General features: G+C 42.8%; 19 protein-coding genes and 1 tRNA gene. 12 read left to right on the forward strand and 8 right to left on the reverse strand.

The window, feature by feature from the left end; all coding sequences use genetic code 11:
• Positions 1-16: 16 nt before the first annotated feature.
• Complete coding sequence (locus HYN43_RS29560; protein ID WP_119407409.1) at positions 17-283, forward strand: hypothetical protein; 267 nt, start codon at positions 17-19, stop codon at positions 281-283.
• On the opposite strand, the gene HYN43_RS29565 is transcribed toward HYN43_RS29560, so the two are convergent.
• A complete protein-coding gene (locus HYN43_RS29565; RefSeq protein WP_119407410.1) occupies positions 239-1,558 on the reverse strand; it encodes a phage integrase SAM-like domain-containing protein in 1,320 nt (439 codons plus the stop codon). The genes HYN43_RS29560 and HYN43_RS29565 overlap by 45 nt on opposite strands.
• 196 nt (positions 1,559-1,754) lie before the next feature.
• Positions 1,755-1,827 (reverse strand) — tRNA-Phe (locus HYN43_RS29570).
• Positions 1,828-2,033: 206 nt separating this feature from the next.
• Here HYN43_RS29570 and HYN43_RS29575 point away from each other — a divergent pair.
• Both HYN43_RS29575 and HYN43_RS29580 read left to right on the forward strand, forming a co-directional pair.
• Entirely contained in the window at positions 2,034-3,335 is a 1,302-nt protein-coding gene (locus HYN43_RS29575; protein WP_119407411.1) for a 4Fe-4S dicluster domain-containing protein, read from the forward strand.
• Positions 3,336-3,387: 52 nt separating this feature from the next.
• Positions 3,388-4,191 carry a (Fe-S)-binding protein gene (locus HYN43_RS29580; protein WP_119407412.1) on the forward strand — a complete coding sequence of 268 codons (804 nt, stop codon included), beginning with the start codon at positions 3,388-3,390 and terminating at the stop codon, positions 4,189-4,191.
• Here HYN43_RS29580 and HYN43_RS29585 read toward each other — a convergent pair.
• Positions 4,186-4,668, reverse strand: coding sequence for a hypothetical protein (locus HYN43_RS29585; RefSeq protein ID WP_119407413.1), 483 nt, complete (start codon positions 4,666-4,668; stop codon positions 4,186-4,188). The two genes, HYN43_RS29580 and HYN43_RS29585, sit on opposite strands and share 6 nt — an antisense overlap.
• Positions 4,669-4,714: 46 nt before the next feature.
• On the opposite strand from HYN43_RS29585, the gene HYN43_RS29590 reads away from it, so the two are divergent.
• On the forward strand, positions 4,715-5,200 hold the full coding sequence (locus HYN43_RS29590) for an ABC transporter ATPase (RefSeq protein WP_119409184.1): 486 nt from the start codon (positions 4,715-4,717) through the stop codon (positions 5,198-5,200).
• Between the two features lie 112 nt (positions 5,201-5,312).
• On the opposite strand, the gene HYN43_RS30930 is transcribed toward HYN43_RS29590, so the two are convergent.
• A complete protein-coding gene (locus tag HYN43_RS30930) occupies positions 5,313-5,447 on the reverse strand; it encodes a hypothetical protein (RefSeq protein ID WP_281024309.1) in 135 nt (44 codons plus the stop codon).
• Between the two features lie 323 nt (positions 5,448-5,770).
• Between HYN43_RS30930 and HYN43_RS29595 the strand changes: the two genes are divergently transcribed.
• Positions 5,771-6,169, forward strand: a complete 399-nt coding sequence (locus HYN43_RS29595; protein WP_119407414.1) for an SPW repeat domain-containing protein — start codon at positions 5,771-5,773, stop codon at positions 6,167-6,169.
• Between the two features lie 59 nt (positions 6,170-6,228).
• On the opposite strand, the gene HYN43_RS29600 is transcribed toward HYN43_RS29595, so the two are convergent.
• The 3 genes from HYN43_RS29600 to HYN43_RS29610 form a co-directional block, all read right to left on the reverse strand.
• Positions 6,229-6,915 carry a PAS domain-containing protein gene (locus tag HYN43_RS29600; RefSeq protein WP_119407415.1) on the reverse strand — a complete coding sequence of 229 codons (687 nt, stop codon included), beginning with the start codon at positions 6,913-6,915 and terminating at the stop codon, positions 6,229-6,231.
• Between the two features lie 76 nt (positions 6,916-6,991).
• Positions 6,992-8,281 (reverse strand): BamA/TamA family outer membrane protein, encoded by a 1,290-nt coding sequence (locus HYN43_RS29605; protein WP_119407416.1) that lies wholly within the window; start codon positions 8,279-8,281, stop codon positions 6,992-6,994.
• Positions 8,282-8,477: 196 nt separating this feature from the next.
• Positions 8,478-9,137 carry a hypothetical protein gene (locus HYN43_RS29610; protein WP_119407417.1) on the reverse strand — a complete coding sequence of 220 codons (660 nt, stop codon included), beginning with the start codon at positions 9,135-9,137 and terminating at the stop codon, positions 8,478-8,480.
• Between the two features lie 814 nt (positions 9,138-9,951).
• Between HYN43_RS29610 and rplM the strand changes: the two genes are divergently transcribed.
• From rplM to pyrH, 6 genes are all read left to right on the forward strand, one after another.
• Positions 9,952-10,389: a 50S ribosomal protein L13 gene (gene rplM, locus HYN43_RS29615; RefSeq protein ID WP_022830282.1), complete on the forward strand. Its 438-nt coding sequence runs from the start codon at positions 9,952-9,954 to the stop codon at positions 10,387-10,389.
• 25 nt (positions 10,390-10,414) lie between these two features.
• Positions 10,415-10,801 (forward strand): 30S ribosomal protein S9, encoded by a 387-nt coding sequence (gene rpsI, locus HYN43_RS29620; protein ID WP_119407418.1) that lies wholly within the window; start codon positions 10,415-10,417, stop codon positions 10,799-10,801.
• 18 nt (positions 10,802-10,819) lie between these two features.
• Positions 10,820-11,659, forward strand: coding sequence for a 30S ribosomal protein S2 (rpsB, locus tag HYN43_RS29625; protein ID WP_119407419.1), 840 nt, complete (start codon positions 10,820-10,822; stop codon positions 11,657-11,659).
• A 165-nt stretch (positions 11,660-11,824) separates the two neighbouring features.
• A complete protein-coding gene (gene tsf / locus HYN43_RS29630; protein WP_119407420.1) occupies positions 11,825-12,676 on the forward strand; it encodes a translation elongation factor Ts in 852 nt (283 codons plus the stop codon).
• Between the two features lie 158 nt (positions 12,677-12,834).
• Positions 12,835-13,959 carry an N-acetylglucosamine-6-phosphate deacetylase gene (nagA, locus tag HYN43_RS29635; RefSeq protein WP_119407421.1) on the forward strand — a complete coding sequence of 375 codons (1,125 nt, stop codon included), beginning with the start codon at positions 12,835-12,837 and terminating at the stop codon, positions 13,957-13,959.
• A 125-nt stretch (positions 13,960-14,084) separates the two neighbouring features.
• A complete protein-coding gene (gene pyrH / locus HYN43_RS29640) occupies positions 14,085-14,789 on the forward strand; it encodes a UMP kinase (RefSeq protein WP_119407422.1) in 705 nt (234 codons plus the stop codon).
• A 579-nt stretch (positions 14,790-15,368) separates the two neighbouring features.
• Here pyrH and HYN43_RS29645 read toward each other — a convergent pair.
• Complete coding sequence (locus HYN43_RS29645) at positions 15,369-17,867, reverse strand: M1 family metallopeptidase (protein ID WP_245447089.1); 2,499 nt, start codon at positions 17,865-17,867, stop codon at positions 15,369-15,371.
• A gap of 648 nt (positions 17,868-18,515) precedes the next feature.
• Here HYN43_RS29645 and HYN43_RS29650 point away from each other — a divergent pair.
• The gene (locus HYN43_RS29650; RefSeq protein WP_119407423.1) at positions 18,516-20,951 is read left to right on the forward strand and encodes an ABC transporter permease; all 2,436 of its coding nucleotides are present in this window, start codon (positions 18,516-18,518) and stop codon (positions 20,949-20,951) included.
• Positions 20,952-20,972 lie beyond the last annotated feature (21 nt).

Raw genomic sequence — 20,972 nt, forward strand, 5'->3', positions numbered from 1 at the left:
AATTTAAAGATTACGTATGAAAAGCCCAGATGACGAAGGTATGGAAGGCAAGGGTATGGGTGGCCATAATTTCGGGCATAACAATATAACCAAAGCGGGCAATGATGAAGCAAATCCCTCACAAATGGCGGGAAATAACAATGCCTACTTCAATCGTACTCAACCAGCTGAAAAGCACCCCGAAAATAACAATTTCAAAGTGCCCGGTCAGGAAGAAGAGGCTGACTACAATATTCTATCAAGATGTTATCGGATTGAATGCAAGCTCGATCGACAGCTCTGACTTCGATAATTTTCTTAGTCGTTTCGTTTTTAGAAGTTTTATTGTTCCTTCCTGCACCTCATCGATAATCTTCCAATTCTTCGAAATGTAAATGTCAGTTACGTCATTTGATAAGTCCTTGTGGTTTAAGGCGAGCGCAACGTCATCTTTACTAAATCTACAGATATTTCTTGCCCAATCTCCAAAGGCATGCCTTGCATCATAAAATTCCAAATTAGGGATCCCTGTTTGGAGCCCTATTCTGCGCATACCAATGCTTAGCGCACGATCAAGTGTGTTATGAGTCGAATATCGGCATTGCAGTTTTCCGGCGTACTTGATGTAAAGTTCGTGCGCTTCCGGCGGAACCCCAATGCTAATGAATGCCTTATCTTTCCTCCTGGTCCTTGTCTTTGATCTATTGTAATTAACCCTTGAAAGAAATCTTTGGCTATTTGAAAGCTGATACAAATCAACAGCGTTCATGCCGCACAAATAAAAACTCAGCATAAATAAATCCTTCGCTATTTCCATTCGGGTATTCTCAGGTACAGCCAGGTTTTTGATTGCTAATACTTGTTCGATAGTTAGTTTCGGCTTTTGATTTTCCGGAACTTCAAGGATTTTATATTTTTTAAATGGATAATGTTTAATAATGGTAATCCCCAGGTTTTCATCGTTATAAAAGTCGGTAGCATTATTGAACAGGATCCGTAAATCGCGCATGTGATTGTGTAATCCCGTGTCGGATAATCCGTTTACTATCCGTGGGAGCGGTCTTTTGAATTGATCAAGCCTGATGATGCGCCTCTCCTTTTTAAGGTACCGTTCGTATTCAACTAACATGTTTGCCTGTATTTCAGTTATTGGTATCACTTCCGTCTCAAAATAGTCTTTTAAGCTATTGACCACAGTTTGCATATTTGCGGCGCTCGCTTTTCTTTTCGCTTTTTTTAAGATCTCAATTTGATTGTTACCAATTTTGATAATATCAACCTCATCTGCGCTTTGAATACTTTCGCCTTCCAGGTGTTTTTTCAGGCGCGTTACGTCGTAAAGGGACAGCCGATTCCCAAGTTCGCTGATCTTCCGACGGTACTCTATGAGTGTCGGCGCGATCAGATCTAAAATGAACTGATCTTTAATCGTAAAGTCTTTTTTAATTTGTCTGACGCCGATATAATGCGGCGTCTTAATGTAGCGGGTTTTGCCTTTGTGATTTACGCTAATTTTAACATTCCAAGTTCCATCACTTTTTTGTTCTAAGGGTATGATAACCCCACGTACAGTTGCCATTAGATCAAAAGTTTAGCAACCGAAATAGCCTCAAAAAATTCTCAATTATTTCTCGATTTTTTTTCGGTTAATTCAACAAAAGAATCTGTTTAACTGCTAATCCCTTGATTAAGCGAACATAGAAGAGTAACGTAAAAAATACGCCTTTTAAAGCAAAAAAGGCCATTTTCGAGCGAAAATGACCTTTTTTATGCTGTGGTACCAACTGGGATCGAACCAGTGACACAAGGATTTTCAGTCCTTTGCTCTACCATCTGAGCTATGGTACCAAACCGTTCCCGTGATTGGGGAGTGCAAATGTAGTGTCTTTTTTTAAGTTTGAAAATTTTTTTTGCAAAAAGATGGGATAATTCATCGTTTTTGAATTAACTGTTCAGGAAATCAGCTAATTAATTTTCAAATATTTTTTCGGTATCAAAACATTTCGGGCTTTGAACAATTCATTTAACTTTGAACAAATTACTATGCACGCATAATGATTGCACAGCTTATATTCATTATTATTCTTGGCGCGGCCATTTACCTTTTTAGCAAAAATGTTGCTAAAATTAGGCGTAACATACTGCTGGGTAGGGATGTAGACCGCAACGACCAGCCCGCGCTACGCTGGAAAGTGATGGCAAAGGTAGCCCTGGGGCAAACTAAAATGACCAAACGCCCGGTAGCCGCCGTAATGCACTTTTTTATTTACGTGGGTTTTATCATTATTAACCTCGAGGTGCTCGAGATTATGATCGACGGTATTTTTGGTTCGCACCGCATCTTTTCAAATCCGCTTGGCGGGCTTTACGGGTTTTTAATCGGTGCTTTCGAGGGGTTGGCAGTATTGGTGCTGATAGCCTGTGTTGTTTTTCTGTGCAGGCGTAATATTGTGAAACTTAAACGCTTTTCGGGAACCGAGATGACCCAAGGGCCAAAATCTGATGCCAATTATATCCTCATTACCGAGATCCTGCTCATGACGGCTTTTCTTACCATGAACGCCGCCGACTATAAGCTGCAATTGCTGCATTTTGAGCATTATGTTAAAGCGGGCAGTTTTCCTGTTAGTTCAGCACTTGCCCCACTGCTGCCTGATAGCGCATCGGCATTGGTAATTGTCGAGCGTGTTTGCTGGTGGTTTCACATCGTCGGTATTTTGTGTTTTTTAAATTATTTACCGTATTCCAAGCATTTCCATATCCTGCTGGCATTTCCAAATACCTACTACTCCAACTTAAATCCCAAAGGTAAGTTTACCAATATGGCATCGGTAACTACCGAAGTGAAAGCTATGCTCGATCCTTCATTTGTTCCCGAAACTACCGGCGAGCCTGCAAGGTTTGGGGCTAAAGATGTAACCGACCTTACCTGGAAAAACCTGATGGAGGCTTATACCTGTACCGAGTGCGGCAGGTGCACCTCGGTTTGCCCGGCGAATATTACCGGTAAGCTGCTCTCGCCCCGCAAGATCATGATGGATACGCGCGACCGTATTACTGAAGTGGGCGATAATATTGATAAGCATGGCAAAGATTACCAGGATGAGAAAACCCTGCTTGATAATTACATCACCCGCGAAGAGATCTGGGCCTGCACTACCTGTAACGCCTGTACTGAAGCCTGCCCGGTGAATATCAACCCGCTGGAAATTATCACCGAACTGCGCCGCTACGCGGTAATGGAAGAATCGCAGGCCCCTGCAAGCCTTAACAATATGTTTGGCAATATTGAAAACAACGGAGCCCCCTGGAAATACAGCCAGGACGACAGGTTTAACTGGGCGGAAGAGCAGTAGGCAGTTTGTAGTATCCAGTTAGCAGTTTTTAATTCAAATTTTAAAATCCGAAATGGAAAATCCGAAATCCGAAATAAAAATACCTACCATGGCCGAAATGGCTGCTGAGGGCAAAGAACCCGAAATTTTGTTTTGGGTAGGATGTGCCGGTAGTTTTGATGAGCGGGCGCGCAAAATAACGCGCGATATCTGCAAGATTCTGCACCATGTAGGCATTAGCTACGCAGTGCTGGGTACGGAAGAAGGTTGCACCGGCGACCCGGCCAAGCGTGCAGGTAATGAATTTTTGTTTCAGATGCAGGCTATGATGAATATCCAGTTGCTGGATGGTTATAACATCAAAAAAATAGTTACCGGTTGCCCGCATTGCTTCAATACCATCAAAAACGAGTATCCCGGCCTTGGCGGTAATTATGAGGTAATCCATCATACCCAACTCATTCAGCAGCTAATAAACGATGGTAAGCTTAAAGCCGAGGGGGGCGAAAGTTTTAAAGGCAAACGCATCACCTATCATGATCCTTGCTATTTAGGCCGGGGGAATGATGTTTATGAAGCACCTCGTGCCGCTTTAGAAATATTGGATACCGAACTGGTGGAAATGAAACGCTGCAAATCAAACGGTTTATGCTGCGGTGCAGGCGGTGCGCAAATGTTTAAAGAGCCCGAACCCGGTAAAAAAGACATTAATATGGAGCGCATTGCCGATGTTATTGAAGCCAAAGCCCAGGTGGTTGCCGCTGCCTGTCCTTTTTGTATGACCATGCTTACCGACGGCGTAAAACACCAGGATAAACAACAGGAAATACAGGTGCTGGATATTGCCGAGATTACCGTTAAAGCGAATGGTTTATAAGCTTTTTATCCTGAAATAATTAAAAGCGCTTTTCAAACTGTCAAACCGGGCCGTGTTCATATTATGCACCGGTAAATCAATTGAGGTGGCCATCGAATCGAGGTCGCCTTCGGGATCTTCGTAGGTTTGTACAATGATATCATCGGCGTGGGTGCTCAGTTTAATGGTGCTCAGGGTATCGCCAGGTAAGTAATCAATGCCTGATAAGCGGTGTAAATTAAACGAAAAGTATTCCTGTTTGCCCTGTTGATAAGTTTTTCGGAGGCGGAGAAAATAATCGTTGGTAAGTACTATTTCCCACTTTTTCAGGTTAAGATCAGCACCGGGAGTAAATGACGTGTTTAGGCACTTATTGCTCCAGCTAAGCCATTCCTGTTCGCTCATTTCGGCTTTAAAACCGTAATTTAGCGCGCTGAAAGCAATAATTGATGTGATGAGCATGGTTTTCCCGAGCGCCGGAATAATTGATGTTTTCATGACAGCATAGATGTTATTCGAAGTTAATAAATTGATATTTTTGAAAATGATTTTTTCTCCACAGTCAAGAGTTTGGATCTATCAGGCAGACAGGAAATTAACCAATGCCGAGGTAGCCGCTATACAACCCGAGTTGGATAGGTTTACCACAGGATGGACAGCGCACAATAACCAGCTAAAGGCCAAAGGTGAAATACGCTATAACCGTTTTTTTGTTTTAATTGTTGATGAAAGCCAGGCTGGTGCCAGCGGTTGCTCGATAGATAAGTCGGTACATTTTATGCAGCAGGTGCAGCAGCATTTGGGCATTAATTTGTTTGATAGGTTTAATTTGGCTTACCGCGAAGGCGAAGAAGTGCTTTCGCTGCCGCGCCATGGTTTTGAGGAGAAGCTGAAAAACGGCAGTATCAACAGAGAAACCATTGTGTACAATAACCTTGTGCAAAACCTTACAGAACTCGAAACCAAATGGGAAGTACCTTTTAAGGATAGCTGGCATATACAGCTGTTTAGGGATATAGTAACAGCCTGATCAGTATATAACCTTTGGCCCAACGCAGGGAAAATTACACCAGCCCCTGTTATGGATCGGTGTAATTTTGTTATTGTATATATTCCCTGCGGTTATAGATGGAAAAATAGTTTTATTTCTTTTTAGCCGGGGCTATAATAGGTTTTACAACGTCCTTTTTGCCCGACTGATAATCTGAGGGTGCTTTTTTACTGCCTTCGGCAGCGGGTTTCTTTTTTTCTTTTGTGGCATGTTTTTCCTTGCTCATGATTTTTAAATTATTGTTTGATTGAATTAAAGATTACTGATATTTGCAGTAATTTAAGTGGCGATAGGGAGGTGGTTTGCCGGAGTTTTGCATTACCCGGCTTTGATGGGTTAAAGAGGTACCTTAATTTTAAAACGTATACTTTGTACGTATTATTAAGGCTTTTGGATAAATGTACGGTTTTTTACCCAGCATCTGCCGTAACGCAAAATTTATATTATATGTGTAATTAAAATAGGCTGGTGCCGGGCAAATTATTACCTTTGAGACAATTTTTGATAGGAATTATTTACTACAGATACTTAATAACAATAAGCTAAAACATGAAAGGCTTCATTTCAACCAAAACTTACGGATTTTTAAACTACGTTGTAGCCCTGTTAATGATCTCATCTTTATGGACTTTCGGTACCCTGAAAGTTGGTGGTGCTGCTTTGTTCCTGCCTTTACTGATGGGCTGGTTACAACTGATCCAGGCTATTTTTGCTAAAAACGAGATGGGCTTTATCAAACAATTTCCGATGGTAATGCACAATGTTGGTGATGTAATTATGGGTTCATTCCTGTTTTGCTCGCCATGGGTTTACGGCTTCCATGATAAAATGGTGGCCCCACAATTAATTTTTGGTGCTTACCTGGTAATTGTAGGTTGCTTTACTAAAGGCTCGCCTTTTGTTAACCCTCAACACGAAGAAGATTTCGGTATCAGCCACAACGCTTAATTATCGGTCTTTAAAATATAACAGAAAAGGTGCTTCAAAAATGAAGCGCCTTTTTTTATTTATATCCTCCCGCTTTTAGCTTGTTGCTCTTCCCGCTGGTTGCGCATAATTTTAGTAAAGCCCCTATGGTTATGTTCTTCATCAAACAGCGGGAAAACAAGGCCGCTGCCCCAAAAGCGGCTTTTATCTTTACGTACATGATAGCGCTCATCAACCGCTCTGCCTTTACTTAAAGCCTTTTTTAGTTCAAGATCAAATTTACCTTCGGCTATATCCTCGTCGGTAAAAAATACGCGGGCGCTTAAGCCTAATACTTCAGGCTCGGTATAGCCTAACAGGTTTTGAGCACCGGTGTTCCAGCTGTTAACGTCGCCGTTTTTATCGGTGGTTATTACGGCATAATCTTCCAGGCTATCCAGGACCTGCCTGAAAAATTCTTCACTCATTCTAAAGTAGGTGTCGTTAAAAATATCGGCATCGGTTATCGTCTCATCAAAAGTTTGATATTCAATATAAACGTTGGTATTGTCAATACCGCAGGCCAGTTGCATGGGTTCGCGGGTTATGCGGTAAAAGGTTTCAAAATCGGGCGGTAGTTTATTTAGTTCCGGCTTTTGTTTTACGGGTATTAGGGTGATCTCTACAGTTTCACCGGCTTGCTGGTTTACAATAACTTTAACCAATACGTAACTATATCCTTTTTCAATCAGGTCGCCAAGTAGCTGTGAGGTTAGCGGGATGCGCATAGCTTAGTTTTATATGGTAAAAGCTAAAGCAGTACAAAAATAACACCAGTTATATATTTTGATAGATGCCTGAAGCTTAAAACACCTCATTCAAACCTAAAAAGAAACCACTTGAGCCGTAGGTGCCTCTACCATAATCAATACACAAATTAGATCGGGTGTATTTATTAAACAACAGCCTTAACCCCGCGCCGCCGCCCGGCTCCCAATGGCTAAACAGTTTAATGCGTTGCTGATTATTGGCCGTTTCTGCATTGATAAATGCCACACCGCTAAGCAGCTTATTAGAAGTGAGCGGAAAACGATATTCGGCCTCGTTATAAACAAATGACATGCCTTTAAAACGCCCGATAATAAATGCCCTGCCAATGCGCCCGTAAGCATCACTGCCGGTACCCGGAAGCTCGAGGTAGGGGAGTGCGCCGCTGATAAGATAGTTTGACCAATGCCAGATAGCAAAAACATGCTCGGGATTGGTTTTTGACAGGCTCCAGTATTTTCTGAATTCCAGCTTAACCTGCATGGCATCGCGGTTGCTGCCCAGCCAGGTTTGATTGCTGCGGAAAACAATATCGGCATAAATACCCCTGAAGGCCCGGTTAGGCTGATCGCGGGTGTTTAACTGAAAATTGAAAAGTAAGCCGTTGGCCTGGTAGGAGCTTATGGGAAAACCGTTACGGATACTGTAACGATAATTATGCGTTTGACTGATGGGGATATCCTTACGATCATCATCAATATGGCTGTAGTAATTAAAGCTGAGGCCTGCTCCTACATATATGCTGTTGGCCAGTTTGCGGTAAACGCGTTCATTAGCTTTGATATAAACATAGCGGATAGGGAAGGCATCTGGGTTGTTTTCGAAATGAGTATCATTCATAAAAAAGCTCCCTTCGCCAAAGCTGCGACGGCCTGTGCCGAGGCCGTTATCCATGGCTACGGTTTTACCTATTTGTACGGTGCCCTGCAGGTTCCACTTGTTTTGGGCCGAAAAGGCGTTTTGTTTAAACTCGAAGGTGGACAGCCCCCCGGTTGAAATATAAAAGCCGGCGTTGATAACGGATAGGGTAGTATTTGCCGGATCGCCAAAATATTTGCCCCCAGATGAGATCACTCCTGCGGCAAAGCCTACACTTGGGTTATACGCCGCCGATGGGAGCACCGACCAATAGGTTCGGCTTTGCAAAGGCTGATCGGGCGCGGCAGGTTTATTGCTTTTACCACTAAATATGGATGCAAGGATGGTATTGGCATCCAGTTGTGATTTTAATGAATCGACAGGATCGGCCACGGTTTGGGCAAACAAATGGCAGCCGCACAGCAGCGCGAATAATATCAGTATAAGCCGGTAAACAGCGGGAGCCAATTCAGCAATAGTTTATAAGTGTTATGGCTAATATAAGTATATCATTTAAATGTAAAAAAGTTATTACAAAAATAAGGGCGCACCCGCTAAAGGGCGCCCTTATTTTTAATTGTGACGATTTTGCAGGATGATAAGGCCTGCTGTTATTATAGGTAGATATAGGTGTAATTTAAGGCAGATGCTGAGTTGAGTAGAACTATTTAATGTTATAGCTAATCAATTCGGATTTGGTGAGCTGTTTGGTTGGCGTTTTAGCATTGATCAGAATTGCGCCTATGCCTTTGGCTATATAAAAATCCTGGGTAAGCTGGGTTTGATAGTTAGCACCAACTTTTATTTGCAGCTCAATTGTGCTGTGAATAACATTGTTATAGGTTTTGCCCAGCACCACTTTCGAAATCCCTTTTTCGGCAATGGTGGTTTTTAACCTGCCCTGGGCCGAACCTTCGCCTTCGCCAATGGTGATATCTTTGCTCCAACTGGTGCCGGCGGCTACATTATCGTTCAGGTATTCAAGCTCCATGGTTTCGCCGGATTCACTGTCTTCCTGCAGGGTGGTGTAAATGTGATTGTCGAAGCCTAAGTAAGCTTTATCGGCATCGCCGCTATTTAGGGTATTGAGCACATGATAAGTTTTGGCACCGATTTTTTTGGTTTCGGCGCTCATGGTATTGGTTGTGGTATCAATATCCGCGCCTTCGGTAAAGGTGTTGGTGTTTTTATATTTCCAGGTAGAGTTTGCGCTGAAAGGCTGGTAAGTGTCGCCGCCGTTATTGTTGGGTTTGTTATCGTCTTTTTTGCAGGCACCAAAAAATAAAGCAACAATTGTAGTTAAGGTTAAAAGTGATTTTTTCATTTCAGTAATAAATTGTGACCCATGAGGTCGGTTTTTAAGGTAAATATTTAATGTGCTGCAACATCCGGGGCGCCTCCGTTTGCCGCATTTTGGAGACATTGACGAGTAAAAAACCTGTTACGTTACAATGGGGTATGAATATATTTTGCGGGATGAGTGATTTTTGGTGTAGTTTATACACTTAGTTTAAAAAGCCGATAAAGTAATTTTTATCGCATTTATAATGTTGATTTTTAGATTGTTGTAAAATAGGTGTTTTAACTTTTGATGTTTGTGGGTTTAAAAAGAAAAAATATTTTTAATTTTTTTCAAAAAAGATGTTAAAAAAGAGGAGTAGCTTAAAAAGAGCTATGAGTTGTGTTAGGGATAGGAGCGGATACCGGCCCTGTGGCTAATGCCTTGCGCAGTATGTGCGTATAGCCCGGGCCGCAGGCAACACCATTGTTCAGTTGGCAGTTTTGAGTAGGCAGTTTGCAGTTGATTATACCGATTGTTTTTTGATTACGCCGATTCTGAACCGTTGATTTTTTTGATGTCGTTGATTTCGCTGATTTTTTTGTCTGAACTCGAATTTATGGAATGAAGGAATTAACAGAATGCTGAGCAAATTCGATAAATTCAAATAATTCCCCCAAAATTCGAGTTCAGACGAAAAACAGACGCAAATCAAATCCTGTCCATCCCAAAAATCCCCCCAAATCCCGGTTCAGATAATTTCCTTAAAATCTATTTGCTAATAAGATAATTAACCCTATCTTTGCAGTCCCGAAAATACGGGGTATAATAAACGTTTAAACAATTTAATTTAAAGCAAGTGAATACGTTAAGTTACAAAACTGTCTCAGCCAACAAAAAAACCGTTAACAAACAATGGGTTGTTGTTGACGCGGAAGGCGAGATTTTGGGGCGCTTGTCTACGAAGATCGCAATGATCATTCGTGGAAAAAACAAGCCTGATTTTACCCCAAACGTAGACTGCGGTGATAACGTGATTGTTATCAATGCAGACAAGGTAAAACTGACTGGTAACAAACTGAGCGACAAGGTTTATGTTCGTTACACTGGTTATCCAGGTGGTCAGCGTTTTATTTCTCCTAAGGAGTTATTGGCGAAACATCCAACCCGCATCATCGAGAAAGCGGTACGTGGTATGTTACCTAAAAATCGTTTGGGTAAAGCATTATTCGGCAATTTGCATGTATATGCAGGTGCTGAGCATCCTCATGCAGCGCAAAACCCAACAGCCATTTAATTTTTAATTTTTAAGGAGAAAAAAAATGCCAACAACTAACACTTCAGGCAGAAGAAAAACAGCCGTTGCCCGCATCTACCTTACAGAAGGAAATGGCGCGATCATCGTTAACGGTAAAGATTACAAAGAGTATTTCCCAACTTTGCCATTACAATACATTGTTACTCAAAGCACAGAAGTTTCTGGTAGCACCGGAAAATATGATGTTAAAGTAAACGTTGCAGGTGGTGGTGTAAAAGGACAGGCAGAAGCCGTTCGTTTAGCTATCGCTAAAGCTATTGTTGAACTTGATGCTGATAAGAAACCGGCATTACGTGCTAAAGGCTTAATGACCCGCGATGACCGTATGGTTGAGCGTAAAAAACCAGGTCGCAGGAAAGCACGTAAGAGATTCCAATTCAGTAAACGTTAATCACAGGAGGACAACAAAATGGCAAGAACAACTTATCAGGATTTACTGGACGCTGGTGTACACTTTGGTCACCTTACCCGCAAATGGGATCCGAAAATGTCGCAGTACATTTTCATGGAACGTAACGGTATCCACATTATCGATTTAAATAAAACCTTAACTAAGGTTGAAGAAGCTGCTGCAGCTATAAAACAAATTGTAAAATCAGGCCGTAAGGTATTATTCGTAGCTACAAAGAAACAAGCGAAAGATATTGTTGCTGATTATGCAAAAAGCGTAAACATGCCATACATCACCGAGCGTTGGTTAGGTGGTATGTTAACCAACTTTACTACTGTACGTAAGTCGATCAAAAAGATGTCAAACATCGATAAATTGACTAAAGACGGTACTTACAGCAATCTTTCTAAAAAAGAGCGTTTGATGATTCAGCGTGAGCGTATCAAATTAGAAACCCTTTTAGGTGGTATCTCTGATCTGAACCGTTTACCGGCTGCATTGTTCCTGATCGACGTTAAGAAAGAGCACATCGCGGTTTCTGAAGCATTGAAGTTGAACATCCCAACCTTTGCAATGGTTGATACCAACTCTGATCCTTCAAACATCGATTTCCCGATCCCTGCGAATGACGACGCTACTAAATCAATCTCTTTGATCACCAGCATCATCATCAAAGCTATCGAAGAAGGTTTAGACGAGCGTAAACGCGAGAAAGAAGACGAAGCTGAAAAAGAAGCAGTAGCTGCAAAAGCTAAAGCTGATGCTCCTGAAGTTAACGAAGGCGGTAAAAGAACCCGCAAAGTTGCTGAAGTAAGCGCTGAAGCTGAAACAGAAGCTCCATCTGAAACAGAAGAATAATCTTACTTGTTAATCCCTTAAGGGAACAACAAAATATATTAATTCTCTCACCTCGAAAACGGGGTGGGAGATTTTTAATATTAAAAATAGTTGCAGGTTAATAATAGCGTAACACGCTTGCGGTAACTTGTAACCCGATATAAAAAATCTTAAACTCAAAAAAACATGTCTACAGTACAAATTTCTGCAGCCGACGTAAACAAACTGCGCCAGCAAACCGGTGCCGGTATGATGGATTGCAAAAAAGCATTAACCGAAACTAACGGTGATTTTGAAGCAGCTATCGATTTTTTAAGGAAAAAAGGTGCTAAAGTTGCAGCAAGCCGTCAGGACAGGGAATCAAACGAAGGTGTTGTTATTGCACGTACTTCGGCTGATTTTAAAACCGGTGTTGTAATTGAATTAAATTGCGAAACCGACTTCGTAGCTAAAAATGCTGAGTTCGTGGCTTTTGCTAACCAAATTGCTAACGTTGCTGTTGAAGCTAAACCAGCTTCAATTGAAGAGCTTTTAGCATTGGAGATCGACGTTGAAACCGGCCGCCAGGCAATATCTGAAGCTATCATCGAAAAAACCGGTAAAATCGGCGAAAAAATCGGTGTATCTAAATATGAAGTAGTAACAGGCGAGAAAGTTGTTGCTTACATCCACGGTAACTTCCGTTTAGGAGTATTGGTAGCATTAAGCACTGATGCAGCCGGCGCTGAAGAAGCTGGTAAAGACGTAGCTATGCAAATTGCAGCTATGAACCCTATCGCTTTAGATAAAGACGGTGTTGATGCTTCAGTAATTGAGCGTGAGCTTGAAATTGCTAAAGAGCAGATCCGTGCGGAAGGTAAACCAGAAGCAATGGTTGAAAAAATTGCTGCCGGTAAACTGAATAAATTTTACAAAGATTCAACTTTGTTAAACCAGGAGTTTGTGAAAGATTCGTCTAAGAGCGTTTCACAATTCTTAAACGAGGTTGAAAAAGGCCTTACAGTAACCGCCTTTAAGCGAGTAGCTTTAGGAGCTTAATTATATTAAATCCCCCGATGAAAATCGGGGGATTTTTTTTGCTATTTTCTTTTTACACCCGTCATTGCGAGGTACGAAGCAATCCCCGATATACAGAGCCGCTCTGTAAAGTTCGCGATTGCTTCGTACCTCGCAATGACGTAAAGAAATAAATCATCATGCCTATCCTCGCGCTCCACAACCTCAAACTCATCTCTACCGGCGTCATCGCCGAAGGCAAAGCCGTTTTAGTTCAAAACGGAACCATCATTGATATTATTGACGAAACTGCCATCCCAACGGATGCGGAAAAGAAAAACCTCAACGGCGCATATCTTGCTCCTGGTTTTATCGATCTGCAAATCTACGGCAGTGGCGGTAAATTGTTTGCAGGCACACCAACCGTTGAAGCGCTTGAGCAACTGGAAAACGACCTGTTGAACCAGGGCACAACAGGCGTGTTTGCTACTATCGGCACTAATACTAATGAAATTGTGGAGGCCGGCATTGAGGCGGCAAAGATCTTTCGCGAAAAAGCCAGAGGCGCTTTCTGGGGGTTGCATTTAGAAGGACCATATCTTAACCCTGCCAAAAAAGGTGCGCATCCTGAAAAGTTTATTAAAAAGGCTATGCTTGCCGAAGTAAAGGGTTGGGTTGAAAAAGCCGATGGTGTTATTAAGATGATTACTATCGCTCCTGAGTTACAGGACCAGGAGGTAATTGATTATTTGTACGGGCAGGGCATCATCATCTCTTCAGGCCATAGCAACGCTACTTATACCGAGGGAAAGGCTTTTTTAAACAAGCCTGTGCAAGCAGTTACTCACCTCTTTAATGCTATGCCGCAAATGCATCATCGCGAACCGGGCTACATCCCTGCTATTTTTGAGGAAAGGCCTTATACCAGTATTGTAGCCGATGGCATCCACGTTGATTTTGCCATGATCCGTTTAGCTAAACGCGAACTGGGCGATAAGCTGTTCCTGATAACCGATGCGGTAACCTCAACCAAAGAGGGCGCTTACCAGCACGAATTGCGCGGCGACAGGTATACCATGCCCGATGGTACGCTATCCGGCTCATGCCTTACCATGCTTAAAGCCGTTGAAAACTGCGTTAAACAAGTAGGTATCGATTTGGCCGAAGCCGTTAATATGGCCTCGTTATACCCTGCAGAACTTGCATCACAAACAAAAAAAGGTAAAATTGAAAAAGATTTTGACGCCGACCTGATTGTTTTTAATGCTGATTTTGAAGTGCTTGAAACTATCCTCAACGGTAATTTTTTAACAAAGACAACATAAAATTTTAACACTGCAAATTAATCGCTATTTTTGGCGAACTACTCCCGTATGAACAGAGCTTTATCAATTCTTGATATAAACAAAAGCAGGTTTCATTCATTTCTATTAATAACAAATCACACCAAATGAAATACAAAAGGATATTACTGAAACTTTCGGGCGAATCGCTGATGGGCGGAAGGCAATATGGTATCGACAACAACCAGGTATTGCAGTATGCTCAGGACATTAAAAACGTTTATGACGCTGGTATTGAGATAGCGGTAGTTGTTGGAGGCGGTAATATTTTTAGAGGCCTGAGTGCCGAAAAATCGGGCATGGAACGTGCACAGGCCGATTATATGGGTATGCTTGCCACGGTAATTAATTGTATGGCACTACAAAACGCCCTGGAAAGCATTGGTGTGGAAACCCGCCTGCAATCGGCCATTAAAATGGAACAGATTTGCGAGCCGTATATCCGTCGCCGCGCTATGCACCATTTGGAACTGGGCAAAATCGTGATTTTTGGTGCCGGTACCGGCAACCCTTATTTTACTACCGATACTGCCGCTTCGCTGCGCGCTATCGAAATTAAAGCCGACGTAGTATTGAAAGGTACCCGCGTTGATGGTATCTACACTGCCGATCCGGAGAAAGATCCAACAGCAACCCGTTACGACGAGATCACTTTCCAGGAAGTATATGATAAAGGCCTCAACGTGATGGACATGACCGCCATTACCCTTTGCCAGGAAAATAAGCTGCCTATCATTGTATTTGACATGAACAAGGAAGGCAACTTTATGAAAATTGCCAAAGGTGAGCATATTGGTACGTTGGTGAAGTAAACCCCACCCAAACCCTCCCCTGAAGGGAGAGGGCTTAAAAAAACTCATGCCGCTGTTGGTGTTGTCACCAAAGCTGTTCGGAAGAAATAAAGAAGCGGGGGATTGTGCGATTCCCTCCCTTGGGAGGGTGTAGGGAGGGGTTTCTACACCCTGCATATTCGTCGGGCAAGGCGTAAAAACCCCTCCCTGCCATTGCGCAATCCATCACACCCCTCCCAAGGGAGGGAATGAAAAAATCTTCCGAACACCTATGGTGACAACATCAACAACGGCTGGGTAGGATATTCTTCAATATGCATGGCCACTATACAGGGCGGAGAAGATGCTTCGTACCTCAGCATGACAAAGGGCATAAAATAGAAAATCCCTGTTATCGAAACTGATCTAACAGGGATTTTTTATTTTATTATAAGAAATTTATTTTCAGTATATTAGCTTTAAGCATTAGGCTTTACGCCCTCGGCTCAAAAAGAGAATATCACTATAATTTATATATAACCTACGCCCTACAAACTATTATGAAACAGAAAGGCCGCTCTGAAACAGATGCGGCCTTTCACGTTATATATGCTTAATTAATTATTTGGCATCGTTTACTGCCTTGATGGCATCATCGGCGGCTTTGGCCGAAGCATCGTCTTTCATAGCAGTACGGGCGGTTTTAATGCTTTCCAGCTGGGTAACAATAAACGGAGCGGCACCGTAAACTTTAAACCTGATACCAGCTTCTTTTAACTGGCCAATGCCTTGTTGTGCATACTCCGGCTTGTTTACCTTGGCCGTCATATCGGCAAAGCCTCTGAGGTTATTGAATTTTTCCTGGATCCCGGCGTCAATAAAATGCTGGTATACATAAGGCCACTCGGCATCATTACCATTCGTGGTGTACAGGTTCATGATGGCCGATGTAAGGGCAGCCCTGTTGTCTTTTTCGAGGCTTTTAGCCAAACTCATTGCTTTGGCAGGATCAAGAGCCGCTATAGCATTCAAAGCAGCACCCTGTACCGCGTACGATTGGCTTGACAGCGATTGTGTAAACAGATTCATGTTGCCGCTGGCTTTCAATTTACCTAAAGCGCTGATAGCGGCTGCACGTACCAATGTGTTATCATCAGTTTGAGCCAATGAAATCAGGATAGGTTGAGCCGGATTGCGGATATCATCTTTAGTAAGGTTTAAAGCTTTAATAGCCTTAACACGTAAACCATAGTATTTGTCTTTCAAAGCAGCGATCAATATTTTTTGAGCCTCTTTGCGGGTTTGATCGGATGCGGCTGCTTCTATCGCCTCGTAACGATCAAGATAGTTTGGTGCGTTGAAGTACTGGAATGAAAATTCTTCGATGGTTTTGGCATCTGTTTTCTTGGTTAACAGAATCTTATCAGCGTCAACATTAACCAAATCCGGTTTGCCGGCCAGTTGGTAGCTGATCGAATCAACTTTGTTATTCATCCATGCTTTGTAGCGTACTTTTTTACCGCCCTGGTAAACATCAATAGCCATTGGCAATTTGAAAGTCTGGCCGTCCTGGGTTTGTTTCAGGTACACGGTTTCGGTTTTGGTAGCCTCATTCCATTTGTAGCTGATATTCAGTATCGGGTGACCGGCACCGTAATACCATTGGTTAAAATACCAGTTCAGATCCTGGCCGCTGGCTTCCTCAAATGCTAAACGCAGTTGCTGGGCTTCGCCGTTTTTGAAAGCGTTTGTTTTTAGGTAGATGTTCAAGCCTTTGTAAAATGCAGCGTTGCCTAAATAGTTGCGAAGCATATTTAGGATGCGACCACCTTTTTGGTAGGTAACGGCATCAAACACTTCCTCTTTATCGCCATAGTAAAAACGTACCAGGTTTTTGGTATTGGCTCCCGGCGAACGGAGGTACGATTGCATATCGGCATAGTTATGATCATCGCCGGCATCTTTACCATATTTATGTTCGGCCCAGATGGTTTCGCTGAAGTTTGCGAAAGATTCGTTCACGGTTAGGTTGCTCCAGCTTTCGGCGGTAACATAATCGCCAAACCATTGGTGAAACAATTCGTGTACTATGGTGCTTTGGCCGGTGCTAAAATAAGCATCCAGCAGTTCACGTTTGGTAGCCTGTACATAGTCGCCGTGCAGGGTGGCCGAGGTGTTTTCCATGGCACCGCTCACGTAATCGCGCACTACAATTTGCGAGTATTTAACCCATGGGTAATCAACACCAAGGGTTTTTGAATAAAAATCGATCACCTCTGGTGTAAAGCCAAAAATCTCCTTGGCGTAAGGAGCGTATTTAGGCTCGAGGTAATAGCTTACTTCTTTATTCTTCCATTTATCTTTATAAATTTTGAAATCGCCCACAGCCATCATAAACAAATATGGCGAGTGCGGTAACTCCTGTTTCCAGGTATCGGTGCGGGTGCCATCGGCGTTCGCTTTTTGCGATACCAGTTTACCGTTTGATAGGGTAACGTACTTTGCAGGTACGGTCATGGTAATCTCTTCGGTAGTTTTCTGGCTTGGCTTATCGATGGTTGGGAACCAGGCCGATGACGATTCGGTTTCGCCCTGTGTCCAGATCTGGGTTGGCTTATCCTTTTCTGTGCCGTCGGGATTAATAAAATATAAACCTTTGGCATCGTTAATGGCCGCGCTTCCTTTTGCTTTCAGTTCGTTTGGCTTGGCGGTATAATCAATGTAGATGGTATAGTTTTCGTTGTTTTGGTATACCTTATCCAGCTTAATTGCTACCGAAAGGCTATCCTCATATTTAAATTTCAGCGGAACGTTTTTACCGTTTTTTACTACCGAGATGCTTTTCAGGTCCATGCCCTTCGCGTCGAGGCGGAGGCTGTCGGTTGGGTAAAAGTGAGGTTTGAGGGTAACCCATTCTTTGCCGTAGAGGTAACGTTTTTTATAATCGAACCGTACATCGAGTTTGGTGTGGATCAGGTCGTTTACTTTGGTAGGTACGGCGCGGTAAATTTTCAGTGCCGGGTCTTCGGGAGCCGGTGCCTGTTGGGCGTAGGCTGTTGCCATGGCCGCCGTAAGCGCGCACGACAGCATGAGGCGGGTAATTAGTTTGCGATCAGTCATATAGGGTACAAAAAGTTTGCTTTTTTACAAGCTATTAAGGATAGTTAATTTTCAAATATACATCCCTGCAGCCAAAATGTTTTGTGCGTAAATCACCTATGACGCGTGGAAGGACAATATGTTACGGAACGGGACTGGATTTTAGTAGATAATCAGATAAAACCCGCAGTTCCAATGTCTATGCCTGAACTATTCGGAAAGTAGGTGTGGTGTCTATAATCGCGAGCGTGGACAACCGAAACTCATATCTGTCAAGCGTGGAAGCCGGACCGTGCAGGCATTCTTTTTCAAACTAATCTCAAAACTTCAATCTCAAACCTCCCCCTAAAACCGAACACCCGCTGTACGCTTTCGAACAGTATAAATTAAGATTAAATATTAATCTGTTGATTTTTAGATAATTAGATAAATGGCATGCCTTTTATCTATCAAAATAGTAGCGTATTGCCTTTCATAAACTGAAAACTTGTTGGAGATGAGCTTAGATGATGGTGTTTGTGATCTGATTTTGAAAACCGACTACAAAACTCCACCCCGACAGGGCAGACGTAAACAAAGTAAAATTGATTACAGGGTGCAACCAATAAGTAAAAGCAGTTGTCATATAAAAAATAAAAACAATATAAACCGTTTTCAAACCACATAGCCATGCTCAAAAATTACCTGAAAATAGCCTTTAGGCAATTGCGCAAGCAAAAAATGTATACAGCCATTAAAATAGGCGGTTTCGCGTTCAGTATTGCGGCCTGTTTGTTAATTGCCCTCTACATTCGCGATGAGTTGAGCTTTGATAAAAGTTATCCCAACGCCGCCAACGTTTACCGTGTGCTTGGGCATTATCACGATGGCTCGATAGACGAAAAAGGGGTTGACTGGCCCTCAGTACTGGGCAAAGTGATTAAACAGGATTTTCCGGAGGTGGAGAAATCCGGCCGGCTGATGCCCAACTCATTATTTTGGGGAGCAGGTGCCAACGAATTAAAACGTGCCGATCAGCCCGATAATACCCACGAAGAAGGTTTTGCCTATGCCGATCAGGGCCTGATAGATATTTTAAACCTCCCTATGGTTTACGGCGACCCAAAACACGCGTTGAGCGAACCATTAAGCATGGTGATATCAAAGAGCAAAGCCGATAAATATTTTCCCGGCCAAAACCCGGTAGGTAAGGTAATGTACCTCAACAATAACAAAACCAAGCCTTTTAAAATAGCTGCGGTAATGCAGGACATCCCAAGTAATTCGCACCTGCACGATTTTAAGTTTTTCATCACCCTTGCAGGCGTAGAGTTTTGGAACGGCGAGCAGGCTACCTGGGATGCCAATAACTATCATATCTACATAGCGCTGAAACCCGGTACCAACATAGCGCAGTTTGATAAAAAACTTAATGATGGTATCCTGAAAACTTACTATATCCCCAACATGACCCGTAATGGAGATAAACGGGCCAGCAAGGTGATGAGCATGTTTAATTTGATGGTGCAGAATGTACAGGATATTAACCTGCGGTCGTACGATGTACATGATGGCATGTCGCACGGGGATATCCGTTTTGTGTGGCTGTTTGGCGCGGTGGCCGGGTTTATTTTGGTGATTGCCTGCATCAATTTTGTTAACTTGTCTACAGCTAAATCCGCTAATCGCGCTAAAGAAGTTGGTTTACGTAAAGTAGTTGGCTCGCAGCGCAGCGGCCTGATCCAGCAGTTTCTGGCCGAATCATTATTATATAGCTTTTTCTCGTTTGTTTTAGGATTGATCCTTGCCTGGGTGTTGTTGCCATATTTTAATACGCTGGCGTCCAAATCGCTTGTTATGCCTTGGGCGGCCTGGTGGCTGGTACCCGTAGTATTGGCATCGGCATTTTTAATTGGTGTTGTGGCGGGCATTTATCCGGCATTTTATTTATCCGGCTTTAAACCTGCCGAAGTACTGAAAGGCAATTTAAGTAACGGAAGCAAGAGTTCGGTGTTGCGGAATGTGCTGGTAGTTTTCCAGTTTGCTACATCCATTATCCTCATCATCAGTACAGTGGTTATTTATAACCAGATGCAATACCTGCTTAACAAAAAAGTAGGTTTTGAAAAAGACCAGGTAGTGATGATACAGGGCACCAACACGCTCGATAACCAGGTTAAACCGTTTAAAAGCGAGTTGCTGAAATTATCTACCGTAAAAAGTGCTTCAATCAGCGATTTTCTACCCGTATCGGGCACCAAGCGTAACGGTAACCAGTTTTATATTGAAGGAAGAGAAAAGATCGATCCTACAGTTGGCGGGCAGTTTTGGGATGTGGATCATGACTATATCAAAACGCTGGGCATTAAGCTGGTGGCTGGTCGCAATTTTATTCCTGATATGAAAACCGATTCGCAGGCGGTGATCATTAACCAGATGATGGCCAACAAACTGGGACTTAAAAATGCGATAGGTAAAAAGATAGTTAACTACGGTCCGGCTAAAACCATCATTGGCGTGGTTGCAGATTTTAATTTCAACTCGATGCGCGATGGTATCGAACCATTGGTGATGCACTTAAGCCCAAGCGAATCGATAGTATCGGTAAAAATAAAAGCCGGCGATGTGAAAACCGCGCTCGATCAGATCACCGCCACCTGGAAGCAATTTGCCCCAAACCAGCCTATCCGCTACAATTTTATGGACGAACGCTTTGCCAGCATGTATGCAGATGTACAACGTATGGGGCGCATTTTTACCAGTTTCGCAGTATTAGCCATCATGATAGCCTGCCTTGGCCTGTTTGCCTTAGCCGCCTTTATGGCCGAACAGCGCAGTAAGGAGATAGGTATTCGTAAAGTGCTGGGGGCTACCATTGGTAACATCACCACCATGCTATCTATGAATTTTGTAAAACTGGTATTCATAGCCATTGTAATAGCCACCCCAATAGCCTACTACGCCATGACCAAATGGCTGCAGGATTTTACCTACAGGGTAACATTAAGCTGGTGGATGTTTGCTTTGGCGGGAGTGGCCGCTATTATGATTGCACTGGTTACGGTAAGCTACCAGAGTATAAAGGCCGCGTTGATGAACCCGGTGAAGAGTTTGAAGGCGGAGTAGTTCTGAATCAGAATTTGCAGA

This window comes from Mucilaginibacter celer (genome assembly GCF_003576455.2).
GTDB lineage: Bacteria > Bacteroidota > Bacteroidia > Sphingobacteriales > Sphingobacteriaceae > Mucilaginibacter > Mucilaginibacter celer.

Bases quoted from the DNA above. Each gene is read 5' to 3' on its own strand.
- HYN43_RS29560 (WP_119407409.1), top strand. From the start codon at position 17: ATGAAAAGCCCAGATGACGAAGGTATGGAAGGCAAGGGTATGGGTGGC.
- HYN43_RS29565 (WP_119407410.1), bottom strand. From the start codon at position 1,558: ATGGCAACTGTACGTGGGGTTATCATACCCTTAGAACAAAAAAGTGAT.
- HYN43_RS29575 (WP_119407411.1), top strand. From the start codon at position 2,034: ATGATTGCACAGCTTATATTCATTATTATTCTTGGCGCGGCCATTTAC.
- HYN43_RS29580 (WP_119407412.1), top strand. From the start codon at position 3,388: ATGGAAAATCCGAAATCCGAAATAAAAATACCTACCATGGCCGAAATG.
- HYN43_RS29585 (WP_119407413.1), bottom strand. From the start codon at position 4,668: ATGAAAACATCAATTATTCCGGCGCTCGGGAAAACCATGCTCATCACA.
- HYN43_RS29590 (WP_119409184.1), top strand. From the start codon at position 4,715: ATGATTTTTTCTCCACAGTCAAGAGTTTGGATCTATCAGGCAGACAGG.
- HYN43_RS30930 (WP_281024309.1), bottom strand. From the start codon at position 5,447: ATGAGCAAGGAAAAACATGCCACAAAAGAAAAAAAGAAACCCGCTGCC.
- HYN43_RS29595 (WP_119407414.1), top strand. From the start codon at position 5,771: ATGAAAGGCTTCATTTCAACCAAAACTTACGGATTTTTAAACTACGTT.
- HYN43_RS29600 (WP_119407415.1), bottom strand. From the start codon at position 6,915: ATGCGCATCCCGCTAACCTCACAGCTACTTGGCGACCTGATTGAAAAA.
- HYN43_RS29610 (WP_119407417.1), bottom strand. From the start codon at position 9,137: ATGAAAAAATCACTTTTAACCTTAACTACAATTGTTGCTTTATTTTTT.
- rpsI (WP_119407418.1), top strand. From the start codon at position 10,415: ATGCCAACAACTAACACTTCAGGCAGAAGAAAAACAGCCGTTGCCCGC.
- rpsB (WP_119407419.1), top strand. From the start codon at position 10,820: ATGGCAAGAACAACTTATCAGGATTTACTGGACGCTGGTGTACACTTT.
- tsf (WP_119407420.1), top strand. From the start codon at position 11,825: ATGTCTACAGTACAAATTTCTGCAGCCGACGTAAACAAACTGCGCCAG.
- nagA (WP_119407421.1), top strand. From the start codon at position 12,835: ATGCCTATCCTCGCGCTCCACAACCTCAAACTCATCTCTACCGGCGTC.
- pyrH (WP_119407422.1), top strand. From the start codon at position 14,085: ATGAAATACAAAAGGATATTACTGAAACTTTCGGGCGAATCGCTGATG.
- HYN43_RS29645 (WP_245447089.1), bottom strand. From the start codon at position 17,867: ATGACTGATCGCAAACTAATTACCCGCCTCATGCTGTCGTGCGCGCTT.
- HYN43_RS29650 (WP_119407423.1), top strand. From the start codon at position 18,516: ATGCTCAAAAATTACCTGAAAATAGCCTTTAGGCAATTGCGCAAGCAA.